Origin of the sequence: Methylobacterium sp. UNC300MFChir4.1 (genome assembly GCF_900110155.1) — a bacterium.
Taxonomy (GTDB): domain Bacteria; phylum Pseudomonadota; class Alphaproteobacteria; order Rhizobiales; family Beijerinckiaceae; genus Methylobacterium.
Map to the genome: position 1 here is coordinate 166473 of NZ_FOCS01000002.1, position 23611 is coordinate 190083.

Sequence of the window (23611 nt, forward strand, 5' to 3'; positions counted from 1 at the left end):
TGAACTGAACAGTCACGGGCCGATCCGCCGATCCCAGAACGCCTCTGGGACCAGCGACCCGGTCCATCCGGCGCCGGCCGTCCCGGGTCTGGCGCCAAGGTTGCAGGGTGGTCGACGCCAAGGCCGCTCACCGACGCTGGAACGACGAACCGATGCCCGCTGCGCCCGGAGGCCCGCGCCTGCTGCTGCGCCGCCTCCGCGAAGCGATGGCGGAGCCGGTCAGCCCCCAGGCGCGCCTCGACCGCATCGTCGTCCTGATCGCCGCCAACGTGGTGGCCGAGGTCTGCTCGGTCTACGTGCTGCGCGACGACAACACCCTCGAGCTGTTCGCCACGGAAGGTCTGAACCGCGAGGCGGTGCACCAGACCCGCATGCGCACCGACGAGGGCCTCGTCGGCCTCATCGCGCGCACGGCGGAGCCGCTCTCGCTCTCGGACGCCCAGAACCACCCGGCCTTCTCGTACCGGCCTGAGACGGGCGAGGAGGCCTACCACGCCTTCCTGGGCGTGCCGCTGCTGCGCGCCGGCAACACGCTCGGCGTCCTGACGGTCCAGAACAAGACCTACCGCGTCTACTCCGAGGAGGAGATCGAGGCGCTCCAGACCACCGCCATGGTGCTCTCGGAGATGATCGCGTCGGGCGAGCTGGAGGGGCTCGCGCCGGACGCCGGCACCGCGGCCCGCCGCCCGGTCCTGGCCCGGGGCATCGCCCTCGCGGACGGGATCGGCCTCGGCTACGTGGTGCTGCACGAGCCCCGCGTCGTCGTGAAGACGCTGATCGCCGAGAACGTCGAGCGCGAGGTCGCGCGCCTCGACGCGGCGATCGAGGAGGTCCGCTCGGCGATCGACGCCCTGGTGGAGCGCGGCGACCGGATCGGCACGGCGGAGTCCCGCGAAGTGCTCGAGACCGTCCGGATGTTCGCCCACGACAAGGGCTGGCTCCGCCGGATGCGCGAGGCCGTGGGCTCGGGCCTGACCGCGGAGGCCGCGGTCGAGCGGGTCCAGTCGGACAACCGCGCCCGGATGATGCGGCAATCGGATCCGTACCTGCGCGAGCGGCTGCACGATCTCGACGACCTCGCGAACCGCGTCCTGCGCACGCTGATCGGCCCCGAGGCGGCCGGCGCCCTGGTGCTGCCCGAGAACGCCATCCTGGTGGCGCGCACCATGGGGCCGGCGGCGCTCCTGGACTACGAGGCCTCGACCCTGCGCGGAATCGTCCTGGAAGAGGGCGGTCCGACCAGCCACGTCGCCATCGTCGCCCGGGCGCTCGGCATCCCGGCTGTGGGCGAGGTCGAGAACGCCACCGCCCTGTGCGACGCCGGCGACGCGATCATCGTCGACGGCGTGGCCGGCGAGATCCATGTCCGGCCCGGTCCCGAGGTCGAGGCCGCCTACGCCGAAATGGTGCGCCTGCGCGCCCGCCGGCAGGAGCAGTACCGGGCGCTGCGCGACGTCCCGGCCCAGACCCGCGACGGCGTGCGCGTCGGCCTGCACCTCAACGCCGGCCTGCTGGTGGACTTCAGCCACCTGCAGGAGACGGGGGCCGAGGGCGTCGGCCTGTTCCGCACCGAACTGCAGTTCATGGTGGCGCAGCGCATGCCGTCGGCGGCCGAGCAGGAGGAGCTGTACCGCAAGGTCTTCGCGGCCTCGGCCGGCAAGTCCGTCACGGTCCGCACCCTCGACATCGGCGGCGACAAGATCCTGCCCTACATGGCCAAGCTCGAGGAGGAGAACCCGGCGCTGGGCTGGCGGGCGATCCGCATCGGCCTCGACCGGCCGGCGCTGCTGCGCATGCAGCTGCGCGCCCTCCTGAAGGCCGCCGACGGCGACCCGCTCAAGATCATGTTCCCGATGGTCGCCACGGTGGACGAGTTCGTGCGCGCCCGTGGCATCGTCGAGCGCGAGAAGGCCTACCTCAAGCGCCACGGCTACCGGCTCCCGACAGATTGCCGCCTCGGCGCGATGATCGAGGTGCCCTCGCTCCTGTTCCAGATCGACGAGATCGCAAAAGAGGCCGATTTCCTCTCGGTCGGCTCGAACGACCTGATGCAGTTCCTGTTCGCGGTGGACCGCGAGAACCGGCGGGTCGCCGACCGGTTCGATCCGCTGAGCGTCGCGGCGCTGCGCGCGTTCCGCCTGATCGCCGAGCGGGCCAACGCGGCCTCCTGCCCGGTGACGGTGTGCGGCGAGATCGGCGGCCGGCCCCTCGACGCCATGGCGCTGATCGGCCTCGGCTACCGACAGCTGTCGATGTCGCCCGCCGCCATCGGCCCGGTCAAGGCGATGGTGCTGAGCCTCGACGCGGCCGCGATCGCGGCGCTGATCGACGCCGAGATGGCGCGGATGCACGACGGCGATTCCCTGCGCCCGGCGCTGACAGCCTTCGCGCACGCGCACGGCATCCCTATCTAAGCGCGAACGCGACCCTTGCCGAACATTCGGCCGGGGTTGTACGGCAACGCCACGACGATTTCGGTCGACGCGCCGCGGCTTCCGCTCTCGGACGGACGAGGCGTGGATTTGGGGGACGTCCTGCCGGGTCCTACACCCTCCAAGCCACGCAGCTCCGTCCCGCAGGACGAGACGCGCGCCCGGCCCGCAACCGCACGCGCAGACCTGCAGAAACACGGGCGATGATCCCCTTTCCCACCGAGCGCCTCGACGCCATCCTGGCGCGGCACGACATCGTCACCGCGCAGCTCGCCTCCGGCGAGATCGATCCCGAGACGGTGGTCCAGCTCTCCCGCGAGCTGTCCGACCTCGACCCGGTCGTAGCGGCGATCCGCGCCTACCGCGCCGCCCTGGAGAACCTCGCGGGCGTCGAGGCCCTGATCGACGAGCCCGGCACGGATCCGGAGATGCGGGCCCTCGCCGCCGAGGAGAAGCCGGAGGCGCAGGAGGCGCTCGAGGCCGCCCACCGGGACCTCCAGCTGCTGCTCCTGCCCAAGGACGCCGCCGACGAGAAGAGCGCGATCCTGGAGGTCCGCGCCGGGACCGGCGGCGACGAGGCCGCGCTGTTCGCCGGCGACCTGTTCCGGATGTACGCGAAGTACGCCGAGTCGAAGGGCTGGCGGGTCGAGGTGATCTCCGAGAGCGAGGGCACGGTCGGCGGCTTCCGCGAGGTCGTGGCCGAGGTGAAGGGCCGGGGCGTGTTCGCCCGCCTCAAGTTCGAGAGCGGCGCCCACCGGGTCCAGCGCGTGCCCGACACCGAGACGCAGGGCCGGATCCACACCTCCGCCGCCACCGTCGCGGTGCTCCCGGAGGCCGAGGAGGTCGACATCCACGTCAACGACGCGGACCTGAAGATCGACACGATGCGGGCCCAGGGCGCGGGCGGCCAGCACGTCAACAAGACGGAATCGGCGATCCGGATCACGCACCTGCCGACCGGCATCGTGGTCTTCGTCCAGGAGGAGCGGTCGCAGCACAAGAACCGGGCCCGTGCCATGGCGCTCCTGCGGGCGCGGCTCTACGACGCCGAGCGTAGCGCCAAGGATTCGGCCCGGGCGGCCGACCGCAAGGCGCAGGTCGGCTCCGGCGACCGCAGCGAGCGGATCCGGACCTACAACTTTCCGCAGGGCCGCGTGACCGACCACCGGATCAACCTGACCCTCTACAAGCTCGAGGAGGTGATGGCCGGGACCGCCCTCGACGAGGTGGTGGACGCCCTCATCACCGAGCACCAGGCGGAATTGCTGGCCGCCGAGGGCATGGCCTGATCCGCGCCGTGACGCCGGACGTGATGCAGGACCTGACCCGCCGCGAGGCGCTGCGCGCGCTGACGGCGCGCCTGCACGCCGGTGGCGTCGCCGAGGCGGCGGGCGACGCCCGGTTCCTGCTGCTCGGCCTCCTCGGCCTGGAGACCCGCGACCTGCTGATCGAGGGAGATCGCCGCGTCGGCGCGGCGGGTGCGGCCGCCCTCGCGGCGGCGCTGGCCCGGCGGCTCGCCGGCGAGCCGGTCGCCCGCATCCTCGGCGCCTGGGAGTTCTGGGGCCTGCCGTTCCGGCTGGGCCCCGACACGCTCGTGCCGCGCCCGGACACCGAGATCCTGGTCGAGGTCGCGCTGGCGGCGCGGCCCGAGCGCGCCGCGCCGCTCCGCTGCCTGGACCTCGGGACCGGGACGGGCTGCATCCTGACGGCCCTCCTGTCCGAACGGCCGCGGGCCACCGGCGTCGGGCTCGACCGCTCCGAGGGCGCCCTGCGCGTCGCCCGGGACAACGCCGTCTTGAACGCCGTCGACGACCGGGCGCGCTTCGTCGCCGGCGACTGGTGCGACGCCCTGCGCGGCCGCTTCGACCTCGTGGTCTCGAATCCGCCCTACATCGCCCGCGCCGTGATCGCGTCCCTGGCGCGCGAGGTCCGCGGCCACGACCCGGAGGCCGCCCTCGACGGCGGCACCGACGGACTCGACGCCTACCGGCGGATCCTGGACGGCGCGGGCGCGCGTCTCGCCCCGGGCGGCCTGCTCGTGCTCGAGATCGGCTACGATCAGGCGGCGGCCGTCACGGAGCTCGCGCGCGCCGCCGGCTATCGCGAGCGCGGGCTGACCCGCGATCTTGCCGGTCATGACCGAGTCCTGTGTTTCGACCGGCCGGAGGGTCTTTTATCCGGCCACAGGGATGCCTAAGTCTGGGTCGACCATCCCGGCACCGAAAAATTGCTTGTTGCATCAACCGGGGAACGCTAGAGTCGGCTTGAAGATCGCGAACCGTCCGTTAAGACGGACGGCTGTAAGGTCGGTGGTGACCATGGGTCGCCGATTGGTTCGCTGATCCCCCTAACCCGTCGAACCAGAACGCGCCGGTGCCAGCGCGGCGGGACGACACATTCGAACCTGACAATCGACTGAGGATCGGCGGCCTTCACCGGGCGCCCGGTTCGAGGGGTGGTCAGGCAGACGCGCGGACCGAAGAGCGGTCCCACGCGCGGCGCCGCCGGATGCGCTTGGCCGGTTCGCGCCACGAGATCCGCCTGGGCGCCTCCGTAGACAGTCGTTTGCGTGAACGAGGGTCATAACAGACCGATGAGACCAAACCAGAATCGACGGATGCGCGGCCGGAACCGGCCGAAGGGTCCGAATCCGCTGACGCGCTCCTACGAATCCAACGGTCCCGACGTCAAAATCCGCGGCACCGCGCAGCACATCGCCGACAAGTACGCGCAGCTCGCGCGGGATGCCCTTGCCGCCGGCGATCCGGTCGCCGCCGAAAACTACTTTCAGCACGGCGAGCACTACTTCCGTATTGTCTCCGGTGCGCAGGACCAGAATCGACCGGCTAACACCGGTGGCTATGCCAGTCGTCCCTACGACGACGACATGGACGAGGGCGACGACGACGCCCAGGGCAATGGCGGGTCGCAGAACGGTCACGCCTATAACGGCTACGACGACAACGATCCCGGCCAGCAGCCGCAGCCCTACGAGAGCCGTCCGGACGGGAATCAGGACGGCCGCCAGGGCCGCGACCGGTTCCAGAACCGCGACCAGCGCAGGTTCGACAACAACGGCCGTCAGGACTACCGGCGCCAAGACCAGCCGCGTCAGGATTATCAGCGCCAGGACTACCAGCGTCAGGATTATCGCCAGGAGAACCGGCAGGATCGTCAGGACCGCCAGGATTACGGCCGTCCGGACTACCGCCAGGAGCGGCACGAGGGCCGGCCGGATCGCCAGGACCGTCCGGACAATCGGCAGGATGGCCGCCAGGACGCGCGTCCGGACAACCGTCAGGACAATCGCGGCGACCAGGGCCGCTACGAGAACGGGCGCGGCGATGCCCCGCGCGCCGAGGCCCGGCAGGAGGCCCGTCCCGAGGCTCGCCCGGAGCGGGCCCCCCGCGCCGAGGCCGCGCCGCGCCGCGAGCGCCGCCGCGAGGCCGCGCCCGCCGCGGAGGCCGAGGAGCCCACGGGCCTGCCGGCCTTCCTGATGGCCCCTGCGCGCCCCGCGCCCGCGGTCGAGCCGTCGAGCGCTCCCGAGCCCGAGGCGGCGGCCGATGAGGCTCCGGCCGCCAAGCCCCGCCGCCGTCGGCGCCCGCGCTTCGAGAGCGCCGCTGACGAGGGCGGCGCGACCACGCCGGCGGCGGACGTGCCGACCGAGTGATCCGACATCGCGGATAACGTCGAAGCGAGGCCGTTCCGGGGAACCGGGGCGGCCTTCTTCATTTGCGGCTCAGCGAGGCGACCGTCGCGCGGCCTTCCAGTCCGGGTAGGCGTGCATGCGGTGGATCAGGCGGCGACGCCGGCCGATCTCGCCGAACGGCGCGATCTCCCAGTCCCAGGCTTCCGGCGCGGGCGGCAGCGCGATCCCGAACAACAGGTCGGCGCTGTCGACGGTCCGGCCCGCCCGGTCCTCCTCGCGCTGCACCGTGTCGGTGATCAGGCAGACGCGCTCGACGCGCCCGGCGAGCGCGTCGAGCGCCGCCAGGTGGGTCTCGACGAGGTGCCCGCCGAGTCGCGGGGGGGCCTCGCGGCCCCGGGTCTCGTGGGCCTCGATCGGGAGGAGCGGGATCTGCGTCAGCAGATTCGCCGAGACGATCAGGTCGGCGTCCGCGCAGAGGTCGGCCCAGGCCCCCGCGAGACCGGCGCTGATCTCCGCGGTCGCCAGCGCGACGTTCGGGACGCGGCGGGCGGCGAGGCGCGCCGGCCAGGGATGGACGGCGTCCACGAGACTGACCCGGTCGAACAGGCGGGCGAGGGCGTCGAGCGGCACGTCGTCGAGCAGGCCCGAGCCCAGCACCACCGCGTGCCGGCGCTGCCGGGTCGCTTCGGCCGCCGCCGCGATCACGGACCGGGCCCGCGCGAGGTGCGGCGCCCAGGCCGCCCGGCAGCGGCGCGAGCGGGCGTGGAGCAGGCCGCTCTGGCGGACATAGCCGAGCCGGCGCAGGGGCAGCGGCGCCGGGTTGAGGACGGACAGGGCCCAGGCGAGGAGCATCGCCGGGCGGCTCAGCCCTCGTCGGTGGACGCCGCCCGGCCCGGCGCGCCCCGGTAGCCGGTCGCCAGGACGTAGAGCTCGCTCGAATCGGCCCGGCTCGCGGCCGGCTTGACGTGCCGGACCGTGGCGAAGTCGCGCTTCAGGTCGGTGAGCAGCGCGCCCTCGGTGCCGCCCTGGAGCACCTTGGCGAGGTAGGCGCCCCCAGGGCCCAGGATCTCGCGGGCGAACTCCGCCGCCGTCTCGGCGAGGCCGATGATCCGCAGGTGGTCGGTCTTCTTGTGGCCGGTGGCGTTGGCGGCCATGTCGGACATGACGAGGTCGGCGGGGCCGCCGAGCATGCCGGTCAGCCGGTCAGGCGCCTCGGGATCGAGGAAGTCCAGGGTGATGAACTCGACCCCGGCCATCGGCTCGATCTCCAGGAGATCGATGCCCACGACGCGGCCCGTCGGCCCGACCACCCGCGCGGCCACCTGCGACCAGCCCCCCGGCGCGGCGCCGAGGTCCACGATCTTCTGGCCGGGCCGCAGGAGCTTGTAGCGCTCGTCGATCTCCAGGAGCTTGTAGGCCGCCCGCGACCGGTAGCCCTCGCGCTTGGCGCGGGCCACGTAGGGATCGTTGAGCTGGCGCTCGAGCCAGCGCTTCTGGGACAGGGTCCGTCCGCGGCCGGTCTTCACCCGCTGCTTCAGTTCGCCCCGGACACCGCCGCCGGAACTCGCGCCGCCGCGCCGATCGCTCATCGCGCCGCCCTCATCGGACCGCCTTCCGGTTCCAGACCCCGTCCTCCCGCATCATGTTCATCAGCAATCCTTCGCGCAGGCCGCGGTCGGCGATGCGCAGGCGCTCCGAGGGGAACGCCCTGCGGATCGCCTCGAGGATCGCGCAGCCCGCGAGCACGAGATCGGCGCGGTCGCGACCGATGCAGGGGTTGTCGGCGCGCTGCTCCAGGCGCGTGTCGAGCAGGTCGTCGATCGCGGTCGAGACCGCGTCGTCGCTCATCCACAGCCCGTCGACCCGCCGACGCTCGTAGCGGGCGAGGCGCAGATGCATCGCCGCGATGGTCGTCACGGTGCCGGACGTGCCGAGCAGGTGGAAATGCGGCGCCGTCGCCGCGGGCGCGGCGCGGAGCGCGAAGGCCGAGAGCTTCTCGGCCACCTCCTCGACCATGCCCTCGAACATGCGCCGGGTGACCTCGGCGCCGCCGTGGCGCTCGGCGAGCGTGACCACGCCGACCGGCAGCGAATCCCAGGCCCGGATCCGCAGCGTCGGGTCGGTCGACGGGTTGGCGGCCGCGCCGTCCAGCCACGCGATCTCGGTCGAGCCGCCGCCGATGTCGAAGATGATGACCGATTCGGCCAGCGGGTCCGCGAGCGCCGCGCAGCCGGTGACCGCGAGATACGCCTCCGTCTGCCGGTCGACGATCTCGAGGTCGAGACCCACGCCGCGGCGGACGCGCTCCACGAAGGCGGCGCCGTTCACCGCGAGGCGGCAGGCCTCCGTGGCGATGATCTTGGCCCGCTGCACCCCGCGGGCCTGCATCTTGGCCCGGCAGATCCGCAGGGCCTCCACGGTCCGCTCGATCGCCGCCTCGCTCAGGCGGTCGGACGTGCCGAGGCCCTCGCCGAGGCGCACGATCCGCGAGAACGCGTCGATCACGCGGAAGCCGCTGAAGGTCGGCTCCGCGACCAGCAGGCGGCAATTGTTGGTGCCGAGGTCGAGCGCCGCGTAGGCGGCGCGGCGACGCTCGCGGCCCGGCACGGGGGCTTGCGTCTGGAGCGGCACCGCGCCGGTCTGGATTCGGGACGGCGCGGCCGCGGCGGTCTCGTCCCTCATCGGCGCGGCCGTCGATCCTTCGGGTCGGCCCTGAGCAGCGCGCTCGGACTCTGTTGAACTGCGACCCTACAGGCTCGGCGGGGAACTGCAACGCCCCATCGCGGTCGCGCTCAGGCGACGGCCTTCATCGCGCTGGCCCGGCGCGGGATCGGCCGCAGGAGGCTCTTCACCTGCGAGTAGGGGCGGGGCCGGTTGATCACCTCGTCCAGCCGCGACCACAGGGTCTTGGGCGAGAACGGCTTGGCGATGATCTCGTTGACGCCGAGCGCCACCGCCCGGTCGACCACGTTCCGGCGGGGCTGGGCCAGCATCAGGATGATCGGGATCGTGGGGCAGGGGGAGGTGGTCGGGGTCCGCGCGAGCCGGATGAACTCCTCGCCCGACAGGATCGACAGGTCCCAGTCGATGATGCTGATGTCGGGCTTGCTCTCGGCGAGCACGCCCAGCGCCTCGGCCCCGTCCGGCGCCTCCAGCACGCGCTTGATGCCCACGCGCATCAGCATGTCGCGCACGATTCGGCGGATGTAGAGACTCTCGTCGACCACAAGAGCGGAGAGATCGGGGAAAGTCGGTGTCGCGATCATGGCCGGCCGGTCCTGCGGGGCGCGGGGCCGAGTCTAGCCGGACAGCCTTTGCGTTTCGCTAACGCCTTCCCTCGAATGAGAAAGGGCCGGCCCGGGAGCGGGGGCCGACTCCGTTGTTTGCCGCAAGAAAGTAACGAAACGGGCGCCTCTGAGCCAAGAAGGTCCTTGCGGTCAAGGCCCGATTGCGTCAGGACTGGGGCGTTATTCTTGGTTACCGCGACCTGGGGTAATGATAGTGCGGGGCGTGGGCTGTCTGGGATGGCGCGCACGCGGTATTCGAGACAAGGGCGGCGGACGGTTTTTGCGAGCTTTCTATGGGACGTGGTCGTGATTTCAGAGGGCCGCAGAAGCGCGGCTTCGACGAGAGTGGCGAGCCGAGATGGCCTGATCAGGCTCCCCCCAGCGGCGGATACGGCGGCGGCGGTTTCGGCGGTGGCGGCGGTGGTTTCGGCGGGGGCGGTTTCGATCGCGGCCCGTCGCGTGGCGCGGCTCCCGTCGCGTCCGGACCGGAGCGCGATGCGACGGTCAAGTGGTTCAACAAGGAGAAGGGCTTCGGCTTCGTCGAACTCGGCGACGGTTCGGGCGATGCCTTCCTCCACATCCGCGCTGTCGAGGCGGCCGGCCACGACGATCTGATGCCGGGCACCCGGCTGACGGTCACGACGGCCCAGGGTCAGAAGGGCCCGCAGGTCACGAGCGTCACCAGCGTCGACACCTCCACGGCCGAGGCGCCCGCGCCCCGGCGTGAGTTCCGTCCGCGCACCGGCGGCTTCGGTGCCGGCGGCGGCTACGGCGACCGCGATCGCGGTGGTTACGGCGGCGGTGGCGGCGGCTACGGCGGCGGCGGTGGTGGCGGCGGTGGCCGTTTCGCCAGCGGCCCGTCGGTCGAGATGAGCGGCACCGTGAAGTGGTACGATCCCGCCAAGGGCTTCGGCTTCGTCTCGGTCAACGACGGCGGCAAGGACGTGTTCGTGCACCGCTCCGCGCTGTCCCGCGCCGGTCTCGATTCGCTCGCCGAGGGTCAGCAGGTCACGCTCGGCGTGGTCGAGGGCCAGAAGGGCCGTGAGGCCCAGAGCATCAACGTCGAGGATTGAGGATCCCGCGGCGGTCTCTTTGCCGCCGCGTTCCGCGAAGATCATGAGGCGGCGGCTCCGAGCGGGGCCGCCGCCTTTCTCGTTCGGGGACGATCGATGCGCCGCCTTGTGCTGTCCACGGCCCTGGTGCTGCTCGCGGGAACTGCGCGAGCGGAGGACTTCACGGGCTTCTACGCGGGGATCAACGCCGGCTACGGCTGGGGACACGCACGCGACGGCCGCGCGGTCGGCCCGGCGTCCGGATCGGCCGCGGCGTTCAGCAAACCCGATCCCGGGGCCGATCTGCCGCCGAGCGCGCGGAATGCGGCCGTGGCGATCCGCAGGCCGAGCCGCGACGGCGCGTCGGGAACCGCCGGCCCGTAGCGCGGGGCGGCGAGCGTCGGATCCGACCTCGGCGCGCGCCGCTTTCCGGCGTCCTAAACGCCTCTTTTCACACTGGAATCGTTCCGGAACATAGGCGTTGCGCGGCGGCCCGGACCGCTGGTACGTCGCGCCATGGTCTCACGGGAACGAGGGATGGCGCCATGAGCGCCCGCGCCATGCCGACGCTGGCAAACCGCGCGGCGGTCGCCGGCCGGGTACTGCTCGCGATCCTCGGCGGCTACGCGGTCGCCGCCCTGTCGAGCGCGCTGCTGGCCTTGGTTCTTCCCTTCCCGCGGGCCGAGGCGGTCTCGGCCGGGACGCTGGCGAGCTTCGCCATCATGGCGGGGGCGGCGATCTGGGTGTTCGCGGCCCGCACGCTCGGCCGGGCGGCCATCGTCCTGGGGCTGACGGCGCTCCTGCTGACCGGTGCCCTGTGGCTCGCCGGCGCCTTCACGCACGGGGTGGCCGCGTGAGCCCGGCGCGGAGTGCCCGCCAGGCGATGGCGTGGCTGCACACGTGGTCCGGCCTCGTGGTCGGCTGGGTGCTGTTCGCGATCTTCGTCACCGGCACCGCCAGCTATTACCGCACCGACATCTCGCACTGGATGCGGCCCGAATTGTCCGCGACCGCACCCGATCCCGCCGCAGCGGCGACGCGGGCCGGGGCGTTCCTGCGCCGGACCATGCCGGACGCGGCCGGATGGTCGGTCAAGCTGCCGAATGCCGAGACCCCGGCCGTCGAGGTCTACTGGTGGCCGCGTCCGGGTGGCCCGTTCCACCACGCGCTCCTCGATCCCGCCACGGGCGAGCCCGCGCGCATCCGCGACACGCGCGGCGGCGACTTCCTCTACCGATTCCACTTCGAGCTGAGCCTGCCGCCGATCTGGGGTCGCTGGATCGTCTCGGCCTGCGCCATGGTTCTGCTGATCGCGCTGATCTCCGGGATCGTGACGCACCGGCGCATCTTCGCCGACTTCTTCACCTTCCGGCGCGACCGCTCTGCGCAGCGCGGCTGGCTCGACGCCCACAACGTGGTCGGCGTCCTGGCGCTGCCGTTCCACCTGATGATCGTCTACACGGGCCTCGTCACCCTGTCGGCGATGCTGATGCCCTGGGGCATGAAGGCCGTCTACGGCGACGACGTGCTGCGCTACTACGCCGAGGCCGGCCTGGCGATCCCGGGTGCGGCCCCGGTCGGGCGCCCCGGCACGCCGCTACCGCTCGGCGAGATCGTCGCCCGCGCGACGGCCGCCGGGGGCGAGGTGCCCGAGGTGGTGCTGGTCACGCGGCCGGGCGACGCCGGCGCCACCGTGACGGCGTATTTCGAGGAGCCGCACGGGCTCGCGCACCTGCACCCGCAGATCGCCTACGCGGCCGATAGCGGTACGGAGATCGCCCGGGTCGGCGAGGCCGGCGCGGCGACCCGGACCGGGGCCGTGATGGTGGGGCTGCACGAGGCGCACTTCGCCGCCGCGCCCCTGCGCCTCCTGTTCTTCCTCTGCGGCGTGATGGGTGCCGCCACGGTCGCCAGCGGCCTCGTGCTCTGGACCGTCGCCCGGGCGCCGAAGGGCGCGGATCCCGAGGGTTTCGGCCTGCGTCTCGTGCGGTTCCTCAACCTCGGCACCATCGCGGGTCTGCCGGTGGGCCTCGCCGCGTATTTCCTGGCGAACCGGCTGCTGCCCGACGGGCTCGGGGCCCGGGCGGACTGGGAGGTGCGCGCCTTCTTCGCCGCCTGGCTCGTGGCCGCGCTCGCGGCGTCCCTGTACCCGCGACGGCGGGCGTGGTCGCTCGCCCTGGCGGTGCCGGCCTGCGCCTTCCTGGCGATCCCGCTGGTGGACGTGATCCTCGTCGGCCAGCAGCGCTTCCTCGCCTTCGACGCCGCCATGGCGGCCGTCGGCCTCGCGCTCGGCCTCGCGGCCCGGCTGGCCACGCGGCGGGACGTGGCCGCGGCCCGTCCGGCCAAGGTAACCCTGTCCCGGACGGTCGAAGCATGACAGTCGCCGCGCTGATCCTCAGCCTGCTCCTGAGCTTCTCGGGCTTCGCGGCCCTGGCCCTCAGCCTCGACCGGCACCACCGAGCCGCCTACCGCGTCGGCGTGCCGAAGGCGCGGGTCGGCAGCCTGCGGATGGCGGGCTGGTGCGGGCTCGGCCTCTCGTTCGCGGCGGCCGTCGCGGCGGGGGGCTGGAATTTCGGCCCGGTGCAGTGGGTCGGATCGCTGACGGGCTCCGCCCTCGCCGTGGTGGCGATCGTCGCGTACCGGCCCACGTGGCTGCGGAACGCGGCCCTGGCGGCGCTCCCGCTCGCGGCGGCGTCCGTTCCGCTGGCCCTGCTCGGCTGAGGAACGGCGCGCCGATTCGGCACATCATCGATTCGGCCGGTCGCCGGGTCCGGCCGATCGTCGCGCGGCGGCCGGCCGGACGGTGCCGGAGACGAGGCTCTTTTGCCCGCTCGCGGTGATGCCGGGAAGCGCGTAGGATCGGCGCACTCGCGCACTGGCCAAAAGTCCACCTTGATTCGGCAGGCCAAAAGCCATTGGCTGCGAACAGAGCGGAAGCGGATGCGGCCCCCAGGATCGGTCGCCCGAGCGCCAGCTTAAGCTCAAGAGCCGCGGTTCGCGAGGCCGGGGCCCACGGAGGGAACACAGCGATGAACAAGCCGGAATTCCTCGGCGACTCGAAGGTCAAGTCGCCCTTCTCGGCCCGCTACGACAACTTCATCGGCGGCCAGTGGGTCGCCCCCGCGGCCGGCCGCTACTTCGAGAACACCTCGCCGATCACCGGCAAGGTGGTGTGCGAGGTCGCCCGCTCCGACGCCCAGGACGTCGAGAAGGCCCTCGACGCCGCCCACGCCGCCCGGGAGGCCTGGGGCCAGACGGCGCCGGCCGAGCGCGCCCGCATCCTCCTCAAGATGGCCGACCGGATGGAGGAGAACCTCGATCTGCTCGCCCTGGCCGAGACCTGGGACAACGGCAAGCCGATCCGCGAGACGACCCACGCGGACATCCCGCTGGCGATCGACCATTTCCGCTACTTCGCCGGCTGCGTGCGGGCGCAGGAAGGCTCGATCTCCGAGATCGACCACGACACGGTCGCCTACCACTTCCACGAGCCGCTGGGCGTCGTCGGCCAGATCATCCCGTGGAACTTCCCGATCCTGATGGCGGTGTGGAAGCTCGCCCCGGCGCTCGCCGCCGGCAACTGCGTGGTCCTGAAGCCCGCCGAGCAGACCCCCGCCTCGGTGCTGGTGCTGGCCGAGATCGTCGGCGACCTGCTGCCCCCGGGCGTGCTGAACATCGTCAACGGCTTCGGCCTCGAGGCCGGCAAGCCGCTCGCCTCGTCGCCGCGGATCGCCAAGATCGCCTTCACGGGTGAGACGACCACCGGCCGCCTCATCATGCAGTACGCCTCGCAGAACCTGATCCCGGTGACGCTGGAGCTCGGCGGCAAGTCGCCGAACATCTTCTTCGCCGACGTGGCGAACGAGGACGACGACTTCCTCGACAAGGCCCTCGAGGGCTTCACGATGTTCGCCCTCAACCAGGGTGAGGTCTGCACCTGCCCGAGCCGCGCGCTCGTGCACGAGTCGATCTACGACCGCTTCATGGAGCGCGCGGTGAAGCGCGTCGAGGCGATCACCCAGGGCTCGCCGCTGGATCCGGCCACGATGATCGGCGCCCAGGCCTCGGGCGAGCAGATGGAGAAGATCCTCTCCTACATCGACATCGGCCGGCAGGAGGGCGCGCAGCTGCTCACGGGCGGCGAGCGGAACGTCAAGGACGGCGAGTTCGCCGAGGGCTTCTACGTGAAGCCGACCGTGTTCCGCGGCCACAACAAGATGCGCATCTTCCAGGAGGAGATCTTCGGGCCGGTCCTGTCGGTCACGACCTTCAAGGACGATGCCGAGGCGCTCTCCATCGCCAACGACACGCTCTACGGCCTCGGCGCCGGCGTCTGGACCCGCGACGGGACCCGCGCCTACCGCTTCGGCCGGGCGATCCAGGCCGGCCGCGTCTGGACGAACTGCTACCACGCCTACCCGGCCCACGCGGCCTTCGGCGGCTACAAGCAGTCCGGCATCGGCCGCGAGACCCACAAGATGATGCTCGATCACTACCAGCAGACCAAGAACATGCTGGTCAGCTACTCGGCCAAGAAGCTCGGGTTCTTCTGAGTTTCTTCCCGGGTCAACCCCCGAGACAACTTCAGCCCCGGCCGCAAGGCCGGGGCTTTTTCGATCCCGGACCCGGTGACCATGCACTCCGCGCTCCAGAGGGCGCCGCAGTGGAAACCGGCCGGCGCGCACGCATATTCAGGCATCGACCGGGAGGATCGCATGAGTTCGGAGCAGAGTGTGGACGCCAACGTCGCCGAGCAGGCCGGCGCCGACGGGACGCCGCTGCGGGTCACCGCCACGCCGGCAGCCCTCGCGCTGATCGACGAATTGCGGGGCGAGTACGGTCCGGTCATGTTCCACCAGTCGGGTGGCTGCTGCGACGGCTCGTCTCCCATGTGCTATCCCGTCGGCGATTTCCTGGTGAGCGACGGCGACGTCCATCTCGGCACCGTCGGCGGCGCCGACTTCTACATCAGCCGGTCGCAGTTCGAGGTCTGGAAGCACACGCACCTGATCCTCGACGTGGTGCCGGGCCGCGGTGGCATGTTCTCGCTGGAGAACGGTCGGGAGAAGCGCTTCCACATCCGCTCGCGCCTGTTCTCCGAGGCGGAGAACCGGGCGCTCGAGGAGGCGTGCAGGCTCTGACGGCGCGAGCTTCGAGGAAGGGACTGCGATGGCGACCGTGAAACTCTGGTCCGATTCCGAGGCCGAGGCCGACCCGCGCGTCCGCGCGGTCTTCGCCGACATCCGGGCGACCCGCGGATCCGACTTCGTCAACAACTTCTGGCGGGGCCTCGCCAACGATCCGGCACTGCTGGAGCGGACCTGGTCGACGCTCAAGACCGTCATGGGCCCGGGAACCCTCGATCCCCTGACGAAGGAATTGGTCTACATCGCGGTCTCGATCGCGAATGGCTGCCCCTATTGCATCCATTCCCACACCGCAGCGGCGCGGGCCAAGGGCTTGACGGAGGCCCAGCACGGCGAGTTCCTGGCGGTCGTCGGGATGGCCAACCAGACGAACGCGCTGGTCAACGGCATGCAGATCCCCGTCGATCCCGCCTTCAGAGTGGAGGAAGGTCCATGAGTTCCGCGTCCGGCACGGAGAAGCAGGGGTTCCGGGTGGTGCACGAGAGTGCGCCGTTCCGCGGCAAGCAGGGGCACATCTACCGACCGGCCGTCTCGGCCGAGTCCGTGGATTCGAAGGCGCTGCACATGCAACTCCTGGAGATCCCGCCCGGGGAGCGGGCCCACGCTCACAAGCACGAATCCCACGAGACGGCGATCTACGTGCTGTCGGGCGTGTCCGGCTGCTTCTGGGGCGAGCGGCTGGAGAACCACGCGATCGCGGGCGCCGGCGAGTTCGTCTACATCGCCGCCGACGTGCCGCACCTGCCCTACAACCGCAGCCAGACGGAGCCCGTCACCGCGGTGATCGCCCGGACGGACCCGAACGAGCAGGAGAGCGTCGTCCTGCTGCCGCACCTCGAGGCCGGCGTCGACTGGTCGAAGGCCGAGGTCTAGCGGCTCAGCGCTGCTCGATCCGCTCGTTGGCGAGACGCTCCGCCCGGGTGCGCTCGTCGGCCGAGAGACCGGAGAGGGTCTGATCCAGCCACGCGTCGGACAGGCCCTGTCCGGCCGCCGCGAGGTTCCAGGCGGCCGCCTCCACGGGATTCTTGGCGACGCCGCGACCCACGGCGTAGAGCCGCGCGACGCGGTTCTGCGCGATGGCGTTGCCGCGCGAGGCCGCGTGCAGGAAGTACCGCGCGGCCGCCCGCTCGTCCTTGGTGACGCCGGTGCCGTTGAACAGCAGGATTGCGTACTCGACCTCGCTGGCGAGATCGCCGTTGTCGGCGCCGCGCCGGAACAGCTCCGCGGCCTTCGACGGGTCCTTGGGCACGCCGCGGCCCTGCAGGTAGAGCACGCCGAGGTCGTGCTGGGCCGGGCCGATCTCGGCGTCGGCCGCCTTGCGGAACTGCGCCGCCGCTGCCGCCTCGTCGGCGGTGGCGCCGGTGCCGATCAGGATCAGTCCGAGATTGTAGGCCGCGGTCGGCGAACCTTGGGCCGTCGCCTGCTCGAGCCAGCGCCGCCCGCCCTTCGGGTCCTTCGGCATGCCGCGGCCGTCGAGGGCCATCAACCCGAGGGACGCCATGGCGGAGGCGTCGTTCTGCGCCGCGGCCAGGCGGTACCAGTCGGCCGCCTTCACCGGGTCCTGCTTCACGCCGAGGCCCTGATTGTACAGTTCCCCGAGCAGCGTCATGGCGGCGGCGTCCTTGGGATTCGCCTCGATGCGCTTCGTCGCCTCGCGGAAGGCGGTGACGTACTGGCCCTTCTGGTAGGCGCCGTAGGCGAAATCCGGCGGCTGGCTGCCCGGCGGCGGCACGGCGCCCCGCGCGTAGTTCGGCGTGTAGGGGCTCGGCAGCTCCGGCATCGACGCCTTGCCGGTCTGCGCCGCGGGTCCGAGCGAGCCGGGCGCCGCGGTCCGGGCCGGATCGGCCGGCCCCGAGGCCGGCCAGGCCGGCGCCGCTAGCAGCGCAGCCCCGGCGAGAGCAGCCGCCAAGCGGACGTCGCGGCCCCTCACGCCTTGATCTCCCGGACGGCGCGCTGGGCCCGCTCGACCGCGCCCGAATCCTGCAGCCAGAGGCCGCTCTCGAGGCCGACGAACTCCGCGCCCGTCGCGGCGAGCGGCGCGATCTCGTCGGCGGCGGCCGCCACCGCGATGCAGGGCGTCTCGAAGATCTCGGCCCACCACGCGGCGCGGGCCCGGACCGTCTCCGCATCAGGCGCGACGCCGTCCGGGTAGAGGCCGCCGAACATCAGGTAGTCGATGCCGGCCTCGCCGGCCTCCATCGCGCCGTGCTTGGTCTCCAAGCCGCCCGCGCCGAGGATGCGGCCGTCCCGGAGCCGGCCGCGCAGGTCCTTCAGGTCGCGCGGCTTGTCGACGTGGATGCCGTCGGCCCCGCCGCGGATCGCCACCGTGGCGAGGTCGCCGGTGAAGCCCGGGCAGGCGACGACCAGGGCCGCGCCGCGCTCCTGCACGATCGGGGCGACCGACTTGACGCGGGCCGTCAGCCCGCGCTCGTCGGTGGCGGCGAGCCGCAGGATCACGGCGGCGACGTCGCCGGCTTCGCAGGCGGCCTGCAGGGCCGTCACGAAATCCGCGATGCCCTCCGCGTCGAGACCGTGCGGTCCGAGCAGGGCGAGACGGGCGCTGTTGCTCATGGAAGCCGAGAACCCGCGCCTACTGCGGGCCGATCTTCGGGTCGAGGGCGCCGCTGGCGTAGCGCTTGGCCATCTCGGCGACGGAGATCGGGCGGAGCTTCGAGCCTTTCCCGGCGGTGTTGAACTCCTCGAAGCGCTGCTTGCAGAGCTTCGTCATCGCCTCCATGGCGGGCTTCAGGTACTTGCGCGGGTCGAACTCGGAGGGGTTCTCGGTGAGCACCTTCCGGATCTGGCCGGTCATCGCCATGCGGTTGTCGGTGTCGATGTTGATCTTGCGCACACCGTGCTTGATGCCGCGCTGGATCTCCTCGACCGGGACGCCCCAGGTCGGCTTCATCTGGCCGCCGTACTGGTTGATGATGTCCTGTAGGTCCTGCGGCACCGAGGAGGAGCCGTGCATGACGAGGTGGGTCGTCGGCAGGCGGCGGTGGATCTCCTCGATCACGTTCATCGCCAGCACCTCGCCGTCGGGCTTGCGGGTGAACTTGTAGGCGCCGTGGCTCGTGCCCATGGCGACCGCCAGCGCGTCCACCTTGGTCGCCTCGACGAACTTCACCGCCTCGTCCGGGTCGGTCAGGAGCTGGTCGTGGCTGAGGGTGCCCTCGGCGCCGTGGCCGTCCTCGGCCTCGCCCTGGCCGCTCTCGAGCGAGCCGAGCACGCCCAGCTCGCCCTCGACCGAGACGCCGGCCCAGTGGGCCATCTTGGTGACGTTGCGGGTGATCTCGACGTTGTAGTTGTAGTCGGCCGGGGTCTTGCCGTCGGCCTTCAGCGAGCCGTCCATCATCACCGAGGTGAAGCCGTACTGGATGGCGGTGGCGCAGGTGGCTTCGTTGTTGCCGTGATCGAGATGCATGCAGACCGGGATGTGCGGGTAGATCTCGACGAGGCCGTCGATCAGCTTCGCGAGCACGACGTCGTTGGCGTACGCGCGGGCGCCGCGGCTCGCCTGGAGGATCACCGGCGAGTCGGTAGCGTCGGCGGCCGCCATGATGGCGAGCCCCTGCTCCATGTTGTTCAGGTTGAAGGCGGGCACGCCGTACTCGTACTCAGCGGCGTGATCGAGGAGCTGCCGGAGGGTGATGCGTGCCATCGTGCGTGTCTTCCCGTTTCCCGTTTCGTCGTCCGCCCGATCGCCGGAGTTGCCGTCAGGCCCTCAGCTGAGCTGTATCGTGTCGCTCTGCCGAGTGCCTCGCTTTCGGTCAATCTCCGACGCGGCGCAGGGCATTCTTTCGGCGGATGATCGGCACCCGGACCGGTTCTCCAGGGCAACGACGGCCTCCGCGATCGCGCTGACACGCGCGTCGAAGCCGCGCGCCATAGCCGGCGTGGCCACGCGCGCCTGGATGCCCTTCAGGATCTCGAAGGTCGCGTTCGCCACGTCGTCACCGATCGACTCGGCCCCCCAGCCGATGGAGGCCGGTCCCGTAGATAGGGCTCGGTCGAAGGGGGAGGAGAGCAAGGCGGCCGTCTCAGCCCTTCGCCCGCAGCGCCTCGACGCCCGGGAGGGCCTTGCCTTCCAGCCACTCGAGGAAGGCACCGCCGGCGGTCGAGACGTATGTGAAGTCCTGCGCCACGCCGGCCTGGTTGAGTGCGGCCACCGTGTCGCCGCCGCCCGCCACCGAGACGAGCTGGCCGGCCTCGGTCCGGGACGCCGCGTGCTTGGCGGCGGCTACGGTCGCGGCGTCGAACGGGACGAGCTCGAAGGCGCCCAGCGGGCCGTTCCACACCAGGGTCTTTGCCCCGTCGATGGCGGCGTTGATCTCGGCGACCGAGCGCGGACCGGCGTCGAGGATCATGCTCGCGTCCGGCACGGCATCGACCGGCACAGTCTCGTGCGGGGCCTGCGCCTTGAATTCGGTCGCGGCGACGGCATCGACCGGCAGGATGATCCGGCAGCCGGCCTTCTCGGCCGCTGCCAGGATGCGCGTGGCGGTCTCTGCGAGATCCTTCTCGCAGAGGGACTTGCCCACCGCCTTGCCCTGCGCGTGCAGGAAGGTGTTGGCCATGCCGCCGCCGATCACCAGCATGTCGACCTTGGCGACGAGGTTCTCGAGGAGGTCGATCTTTGAGGAGACCTTGGCGCCGCCGACCAGCGCGATCACCGGGCGCTGGGGCGATTCCAGGCCCTTGGTCAGCGCGTCGAGTTCGGCCTGCATCTCGCGGCCCGCGTAGGCCGGCAGCCGGTGCGCCAGACCCTCGGTGGAGGCGTGCGCGCGGTGAGCCGCCGAGAAGGCCTCGTTGACGTAGACGTCGCCGTTCGCCGCCAGGGCGTCCGCGAAGGCCGCGTCGTTCTTCTCCTCGCCCGCGTGGTAGCGGGTGTTCTCGAGCAGGAGGACATCGCCGTCCTTCAGGGCCGCCACCGCCTGCGCGGCCGCGTCGCCGACGCAGTCCGCCGCGAACGCGACGCTGCGCCCGAGGGCCGCGCCGAGGGCGGGGACCACCGGCTCCAGCGAATCCTTCGGCTCGCGCTTGCCCTTCGGGCGGCCGAAATGGGCGAGCAGGATCACCTTGGCACCCTGCTCGGCGACCTCGCGGATCGTCGGCGCGACACGCTCGATGCGGGTCGCGTCGGTCACCCGCCCATTCTCCATGGGCACGTTCAGGTCGACGCGCATGAGGACCCGCTTGCCCTTGAGGGAGCCGGCATCGTCGAGGGTGCGGAAGGCGCTCATGCGGTCTGGTGCGGTCCTGTTCGGGGCGGGGCGGGGCAGTTACTGCGCGGTGGTGCCGATGGTGGCCCGCTGCGGCAGCAGGCGGTCGAGGTTGAGCCGCTGGACGGCGACCATCAGGACCACGGTCAGGATGGCGGTGATCACGGCGGTGAGGACGAGGGCGCCGGTCCCGGGCAGGCGCCGGGTGCGCTCGGCGAGGCCGCGCATCTCCGTGCGGAGCGCGGCCAGGTCGGACTGGCGGGCGGACTCGTTCATCCGGTTCGCCGCGTTCTCGACCTTGTCCTCGACGCGGGACAGCAGCGCCTCGGAGCGGGCGTACTTGTCCTCGATGCGCGAGCACTTGTCCTCGATGCGCGCGAGCTGATCGAAGAGCTGGTTGGCCGGGAGCGCGTGGGACGGGAGCGCGGAGGCGGCGGGTGCGGCGGTCGCCATGGGAGGTGGTGCGGTCTGGGTGGTAAACGGCGGCGGAGCCGGCCTGGGGGCGGGCGGCACGGCAGCCGGCCCGCTCGACGTGCCCTGCGAAGCGTCGGTCATCCCTGGAGAGTCCCTGGTTCGAAGAAAGGCCGTCCGAAGAGAGGTGCGGCCGCCGGCCTCAAGGGAGGCGGCGACCGCTGAAGTCCGGCTCAGATGAGCTTGGCCATCGCCACGGCCGTGTCGGCCATGCGGTTCGAGAAGCCCCACTCGTTGTCGTACCAGGTCAGGATGCGCACCAGCACGCCGTCCATGACCTTGGTCTGGTCGAGGTGGAAGGTCGACGAGTGCGGATCGTGGTTGAAGTCGATCGAGACGTTCGGCCGGTCGGTGACGCCGAGGACGCCCTTGAGCGGGCCGGAGGCGGCCGCCTTGATGGCGTCGTTGATCTCCTGAACCGTGGTCGCGCGCTTGGCCGTGAACACGAGGTCGACCGCCGAGACGTTCGGGGTCGGCACGCGGATCGCGGTGCCGTCGAGCTTGCCCTTCAGCTCCGGGAGCACGAGGCCGACGGCCTTGGCCGCGCCGGTCGAGGTCGGGATCATCGAGAGCGCCGCGGCGCGGGCCCGGTACAGATCCTTGTGCATCTGGTCCAGCGAGGGCTGGTCGTTGGTGTAGGAGTGGATCGTGGTCATGAAGCCGCGCTCGATGCCGACGGCCTCGTCCAGCACCTTCGCCACCGGGGCAAGGCAGTTCGTGGTGCAGGAGGCGTTCGACACCACGTGGTGCTCGCCCGTGAGCTTGTCGTGATTGACGCCGTAGACCACCGTCAGGTCGGCGCCGTCGGCCGGGGCCGAGACGAGAACGCGCTTGGCGCCGGCGTCGAGATGGGCCTTCGCCTTGTCCTTCGAGGTGAAGATGCCGGTGCATTCCAGGGCGATGTCGACGCCGAGGTCGCGGTGCGGCAGCTCGGCCGGGTTGCGCACGGCCGTGACCTTGATGCGCTTGCCGTTGACCACGAGGAACTCGCCGTCGACCGCGACCTCGCCGGGGAAGCGGCCGTGCACGGAATCGTAGCGGAGTAGGTGGGCGTTGGTCTCCACCGGGCCGAGATCGTTGATCGCCACGACCTCGATGTCGCTGCGGCCGGCTTCCGCGATCGCGCGCAGGACGTTGCGGCCGATGCGCCCGAACCCGTTGATGGCAACCTTCGTCACGGCGTGACTCCTTCCTGATGCGGCTCGCCGCGCGCCGGACCTCAGGGGGGCGGTCCGCGGAGCGGTCTCGGCGGCCCGCCATACCGTCCGGGCCGGGCCGGGCGGGATCTGGGCGGGCGGGTTTGAACCTGCGATGAACCGGACCGGGAGAGGCCGGGCTTCCACGCCCGTGACCGTCAATTCGGACGGTGCTGGCTGAGGCCTCGGAACTGTCGCGGACCGGCCCTCCGGCATGTCTCGCGCGGTCCCTCTCGGGATCGCGCGGCTGTCTAGCATGGAGCCTCGACCTGTCAAACGCGTGGCTGTGACAAAGACCTTCGATCCACCGACCAATAAACAGGGATCGCGACGATCCATTCGATCAGCGACCGGATCGGGGATCGAACGCGTTTTCGCGCTGGAATTTCGCCTGCATTCGACGGAAAGCTTCGCGTCGGGGTAGACGAAGAACCATGGCCGACGAGACCGAGACCCGTTCCATCGACGACGCCCTCAACCGGCTCGAAGCGGCGATCAACCGCCTCGACGCCGTCGTCCAGCATCGCCTCGAGACCGACGCGCAGCCCGACGACCGGGACGCGGAACTCGCCCTGATGGACGAGGACCGGGCCCGGCTCGCCGCCGCCCTGGACACGGCGAGCGCCCGCCTCGCCACGGTCTCGGCGACGACCGGGGAGGTCGGCCACCGGCTCGACCGGGCCATCGAGACCGTTCAGGATGTGCTCGGACGCGCCTGACACCAACGCTCAAGCCTGTCGGAGCGACCACCGGAGCGATCCTTGCCGCAGATCAACGTGACCATCGACGGCCGCAGCTACCGCATGGCCTGCGGCGAGGGTGAGGAGGCGCATCTCACCGGTCTCGCCGCCCTCCTCGACGGGCGCATCGGCGAGATGCGCAAGAGCTTCGGTGAGATCGGCGATATGCGCCTGCAGGTCATGGCGGCGCTGACCATCGCCGACGAACTCGCGGAACTGCGGTCGCGGATCGCGTCGCTGGAGAGCAGCGTGGCGGAGCTGCGCGCCGACGCCGAGACCGCGGAGCGCGGGCGGGTCGACGATGCCGAGCGGGCGGCGTTCGGGATCGGCCGGGCGGCCGAGCATATCGGGCGGCTCGCCGACGCCCTCGGCGGATCGGCGCCGCGGGCCTGACCCTCTTCGCGCGGGCGGACAG

The 23611-nt window shown here is 71.5% G+C and carries 26 protein-coding genes; 15 read left to right on the forward strand and 11 right to left on the reverse strand.

The annotated features are described in order from the left end of the window. Positions 1 to 152 precede the first annotated feature (152 nt). The 4 genes from ptsP to BMY19_RS04245 all read left to right on the forward strand — a co-directional run bounded on the left by ptsP (position 153) and on the right by BMY19_RS04245 (position 6102). Positions 153 to 2414, forward strand: a complete 2262-nt coding sequence (ptsP, locus tag BMY19_RS04230) for a phosphoenolpyruvate--protein phosphotransferase (protein ID WP_020091506.1) — start codon at positions 153 to 155, stop codon at positions 2412 to 2414. Between the two features lie 221 nt (positions 2415 to 2635). Further along, a complete protein-coding gene (prfA, locus tag BMY19_RS04235; protein WP_056521837.1) occupies positions 2636 to 3721 on the forward strand; it encodes a peptide chain release factor 1 in 1086 nt (361 codons plus the stop codon). 8 nt (positions 3722 to 3729) lie between these two features. Beyond that, a complete protein-coding gene (prmC, locus tag BMY19_RS04240; RefSeq protein WP_100250944.1) occupies positions 3730 to 4629 on the forward strand; it encodes a peptide chain release factor N(5)-glutamine methyltransferase in 900 nt (299 codons plus the stop codon). A 420-nt stretch (positions 4630 to 5049) separates the two neighbouring features. Next, entirely contained in the window at positions 5050 to 6102 is a 1053-nt protein-coding gene (locus BMY19_RS04245) for a DUF4167 domain-containing protein (protein ID WP_100250945.1), read from the forward strand. A gap of 69 nt (positions 6103 to 6171) precedes the next feature. Here the strand turns inward: BMY19_RS04245 and BMY19_RS04250 are convergent, their stop codons facing one another. The 4 genes from BMY19_RS04250 to BMY19_RS04265 form a co-directional block, all read right to left on the reverse strand. Beyond that, positions 6172 to 6933 (reverse strand): hypothetical protein, encoded by a 762-nt coding sequence (locus BMY19_RS04250; protein ID WP_091978407.1) that lies wholly within the window; start codon positions 6931 to 6933, stop codon positions 6172 to 6174. 11 nt (positions 6934 to 6944) lie between these two features. Beyond that, complete coding sequence (locus BMY19_RS04255) at positions 6945 to 7670, reverse strand: RlmE family RNA methyltransferase (protein ID WP_100250946.1); 726 nt, start codon at positions 7668 to 7670, stop codon at positions 6945 to 6947. A gap of 10 nt (positions 7671 to 7680) precedes the next feature. Beyond that, positions 7681 to 8763 carry a Ppx/GppA phosphatase family protein gene (locus BMY19_RS04260; protein ID WP_020091512.1) on the reverse strand — a complete coding sequence of 361 codons (1083 nt, stop codon included), beginning with the start codon at positions 8761 to 8763 and terminating at the stop codon, positions 7681 to 7683. 110 nt (positions 8764 to 8873) lie between these two features. Further along, complete coding sequence (locus BMY19_RS04265) at positions 8874 to 9347, reverse strand: response regulator (protein ID WP_012317168.1); 474 nt, start codon at positions 9345 to 9347, stop codon at positions 8874 to 8876. A gap of 314 nt (positions 9348 to 9661) precedes the next feature. Between BMY19_RS04265 and BMY19_RS31575 the strand changes: the two genes are divergently transcribed. From BMY19_RS31575 to BMY19_RS04310, 9 genes are all read left to right on the forward strand, one after another. Continuing rightward, positions 9662 to 10441, forward strand: coding sequence for a cold-shock protein (locus BMY19_RS31575; protein WP_100250947.1), 780 nt, complete (start codon positions 9662 to 9664; stop codon positions 10439 to 10441). Between the two features lie 96 nt (positions 10442 to 10537). Then, on the forward strand, positions 10538 to 10804 hold the full coding sequence (locus BMY19_RS04275; RefSeq protein ID WP_056521820.1) for a hypothetical protein: 267 nt from the start codon (positions 10538 to 10540) through the stop codon (positions 10802 to 10804). A 161-nt stretch (positions 10805 to 10965) separates the two neighbouring features. Continuing rightward, positions 10966 to 11277 carry an iron transporter gene (locus tag BMY19_RS04280; RefSeq protein WP_100250948.1) on the forward strand — a complete coding sequence of 104 codons (312 nt, stop codon included), beginning with the start codon at positions 10966 to 10968 and terminating at the stop codon, positions 11275 to 11277. 26 nt (positions 11278 to 11303) lie between these two features. Beyond that, positions 11304 to 12797: a PepSY-associated TM helix domain-containing protein gene (locus BMY19_RS04285; RefSeq protein WP_100250949.1), complete on the forward strand. Its 1494-nt coding sequence runs from the start codon at positions 11304 to 11306 to the stop codon at positions 12795 to 12797. Then, positions 12794 to 13141: a DUF3325 domain-containing protein gene (locus tag BMY19_RS04290; protein ID WP_100250950.1), complete on the forward strand. Its 348-nt coding sequence runs from the start codon at positions 12794 to 12796 to the stop codon at positions 13139 to 13141. The genes BMY19_RS04285 and BMY19_RS04290 overlap by 4 nt, the downstream gene beginning before the upstream one ends. A 308-nt stretch (positions 13142 to 13449) precedes the next feature. Continuing rightward, positions 13450 to 14973, forward strand: a complete 1524-nt coding sequence (adh, locus tag BMY19_RS04295) for an aldehyde dehydrogenase (protein ID WP_020091519.1) — start codon at positions 13450 to 13452, stop codon at positions 14971 to 14973. A 162-nt stretch (positions 14974 to 15135) separates the two neighbouring features. After that, positions 15136 to 15561, forward strand: a complete 426-nt coding sequence (locus BMY19_RS04300; RefSeq protein WP_026604679.1) for a DUF779 domain-containing protein — start codon at positions 15136 to 15138, stop codon at positions 15559 to 15561. Between the two features lie 28 nt (positions 15562 to 15589). Next, a complete protein-coding gene (locus BMY19_RS04305; protein WP_056521806.1) occupies positions 15590 to 16003 on the forward strand; it encodes a carboxymuconolactone decarboxylase family protein in 414 nt (137 codons plus the stop codon). Then, positions 16000 to 16440 carry a cupin domain-containing protein gene (locus BMY19_RS04310; protein WP_020091523.1) on the forward strand — a complete coding sequence of 147 codons (441 nt, stop codon included), beginning with the start codon at positions 16000 to 16002 and terminating at the stop codon, positions 16438 to 16440. The genes BMY19_RS04305 and BMY19_RS04310 overlap by 4 nt, the downstream gene beginning before the upstream one ends. Before the next feature lie 4 nt (positions 16441 to 16444). Here BMY19_RS04310 and BMY19_RS04315 read toward each other — a convergent pair whose 3' ends face one another. The 7 genes from BMY19_RS04315 to gap form a co-directional block, all read right to left on the reverse strand. Continuing rightward, the gene (locus BMY19_RS04315) at positions 16445 to 17497 is read right to left on the reverse strand and encodes a tetratricopeptide repeat protein (protein ID WP_170862903.1); all 1053 of its coding nucleotides are present in this window, start codon (positions 17495 to 17497) and stop codon (positions 16445 to 16447) included. Beyond that, entirely contained in the window at positions 17494 to 18138 is a 645-nt protein-coding gene (locus BMY19_RS04320; protein ID WP_100250952.1) for a thiamine phosphate synthase, read from the reverse strand. The genes BMY19_RS04315 and BMY19_RS04320 overlap by 4 nt, the downstream gene beginning before the upstream one ends. Before the next feature lie 19 nt (positions 18139 to 18157). Next, positions 18158 to 19228 carry a class II fructose-bisphosphate aldolase gene (fba, locus tag BMY19_RS04325; protein WP_020091526.1) on the reverse strand — a complete coding sequence of 357 codons (1071 nt, stop codon included), beginning with the start codon at positions 19226 to 19228 and terminating at the stop codon, positions 18158 to 18160. A gap of 63 nt (positions 19229 to 19291) precedes the next feature. Beyond that, positions 19292 to 19516 carry a hypothetical protein gene (locus tag BMY19_RS04330; RefSeq protein ID WP_139215617.1) on the reverse strand — a complete coding sequence of 75 codons (225 nt, stop codon included), beginning with the start codon at positions 19514 to 19516 and terminating at the stop codon, positions 19292 to 19294. 91 nt (positions 19517 to 19607) lie between these two features. Next, positions 19608 to 20810, reverse strand: a complete 1203-nt coding sequence (locus BMY19_RS04335) for a phosphoglycerate kinase (RefSeq protein WP_100250954.1) — start codon at positions 20808 to 20810, stop codon at positions 19608 to 19610. Positions 20811 to 20849: 39 nt separating this feature from the next. Continuing rightward, positions 20850 to 21344 carry a hypothetical protein gene (locus BMY19_RS04340; protein WP_100250955.1) on the reverse strand — a complete coding sequence of 165 codons (495 nt, stop codon included), beginning with the start codon at positions 21342 to 21344 and terminating at the stop codon, positions 20850 to 20852. Between the two features lie 89 nt (positions 21345 to 21433). Next, on the reverse strand, positions 21434 to 22438 hold the full coding sequence (gap, locus tag BMY19_RS04345) for a type I glyceraldehyde-3-phosphate dehydrogenase (protein WP_012317185.1): 1005 nt from the start codon (positions 22436 to 22438) through the stop codon (positions 21434 to 21436). Positions 22439 to 22890: 452 nt separating this feature from the next. On the opposite strand from gap, the gene BMY19_RS04350 reads away from it, so the two are divergent. Both BMY19_RS04350 and BMY19_RS04355 read left to right on the forward strand, forming a co-directional pair. Further along, the gene (locus BMY19_RS04350) at positions 22891 to 23175 is read left to right on the forward strand and encodes a DUF4164 domain-containing protein (protein ID WP_091677909.1); all 285 of its coding nucleotides are present in this window, start codon (positions 22891 to 22893) and stop codon (positions 23173 to 23175) included. Positions 23176 to 23217: 42 nt separating this feature from the next. Then, on the forward strand, positions 23218 to 23589 hold the full coding sequence (locus tag BMY19_RS04355; RefSeq protein ID WP_100250956.1) for a cell division protein ZapA: 372 nt from the start codon (positions 23218 to 23220) through the stop codon (positions 23587 to 23589). Positions 23590 to 23611: the final 22 nt, after the last annotated feature.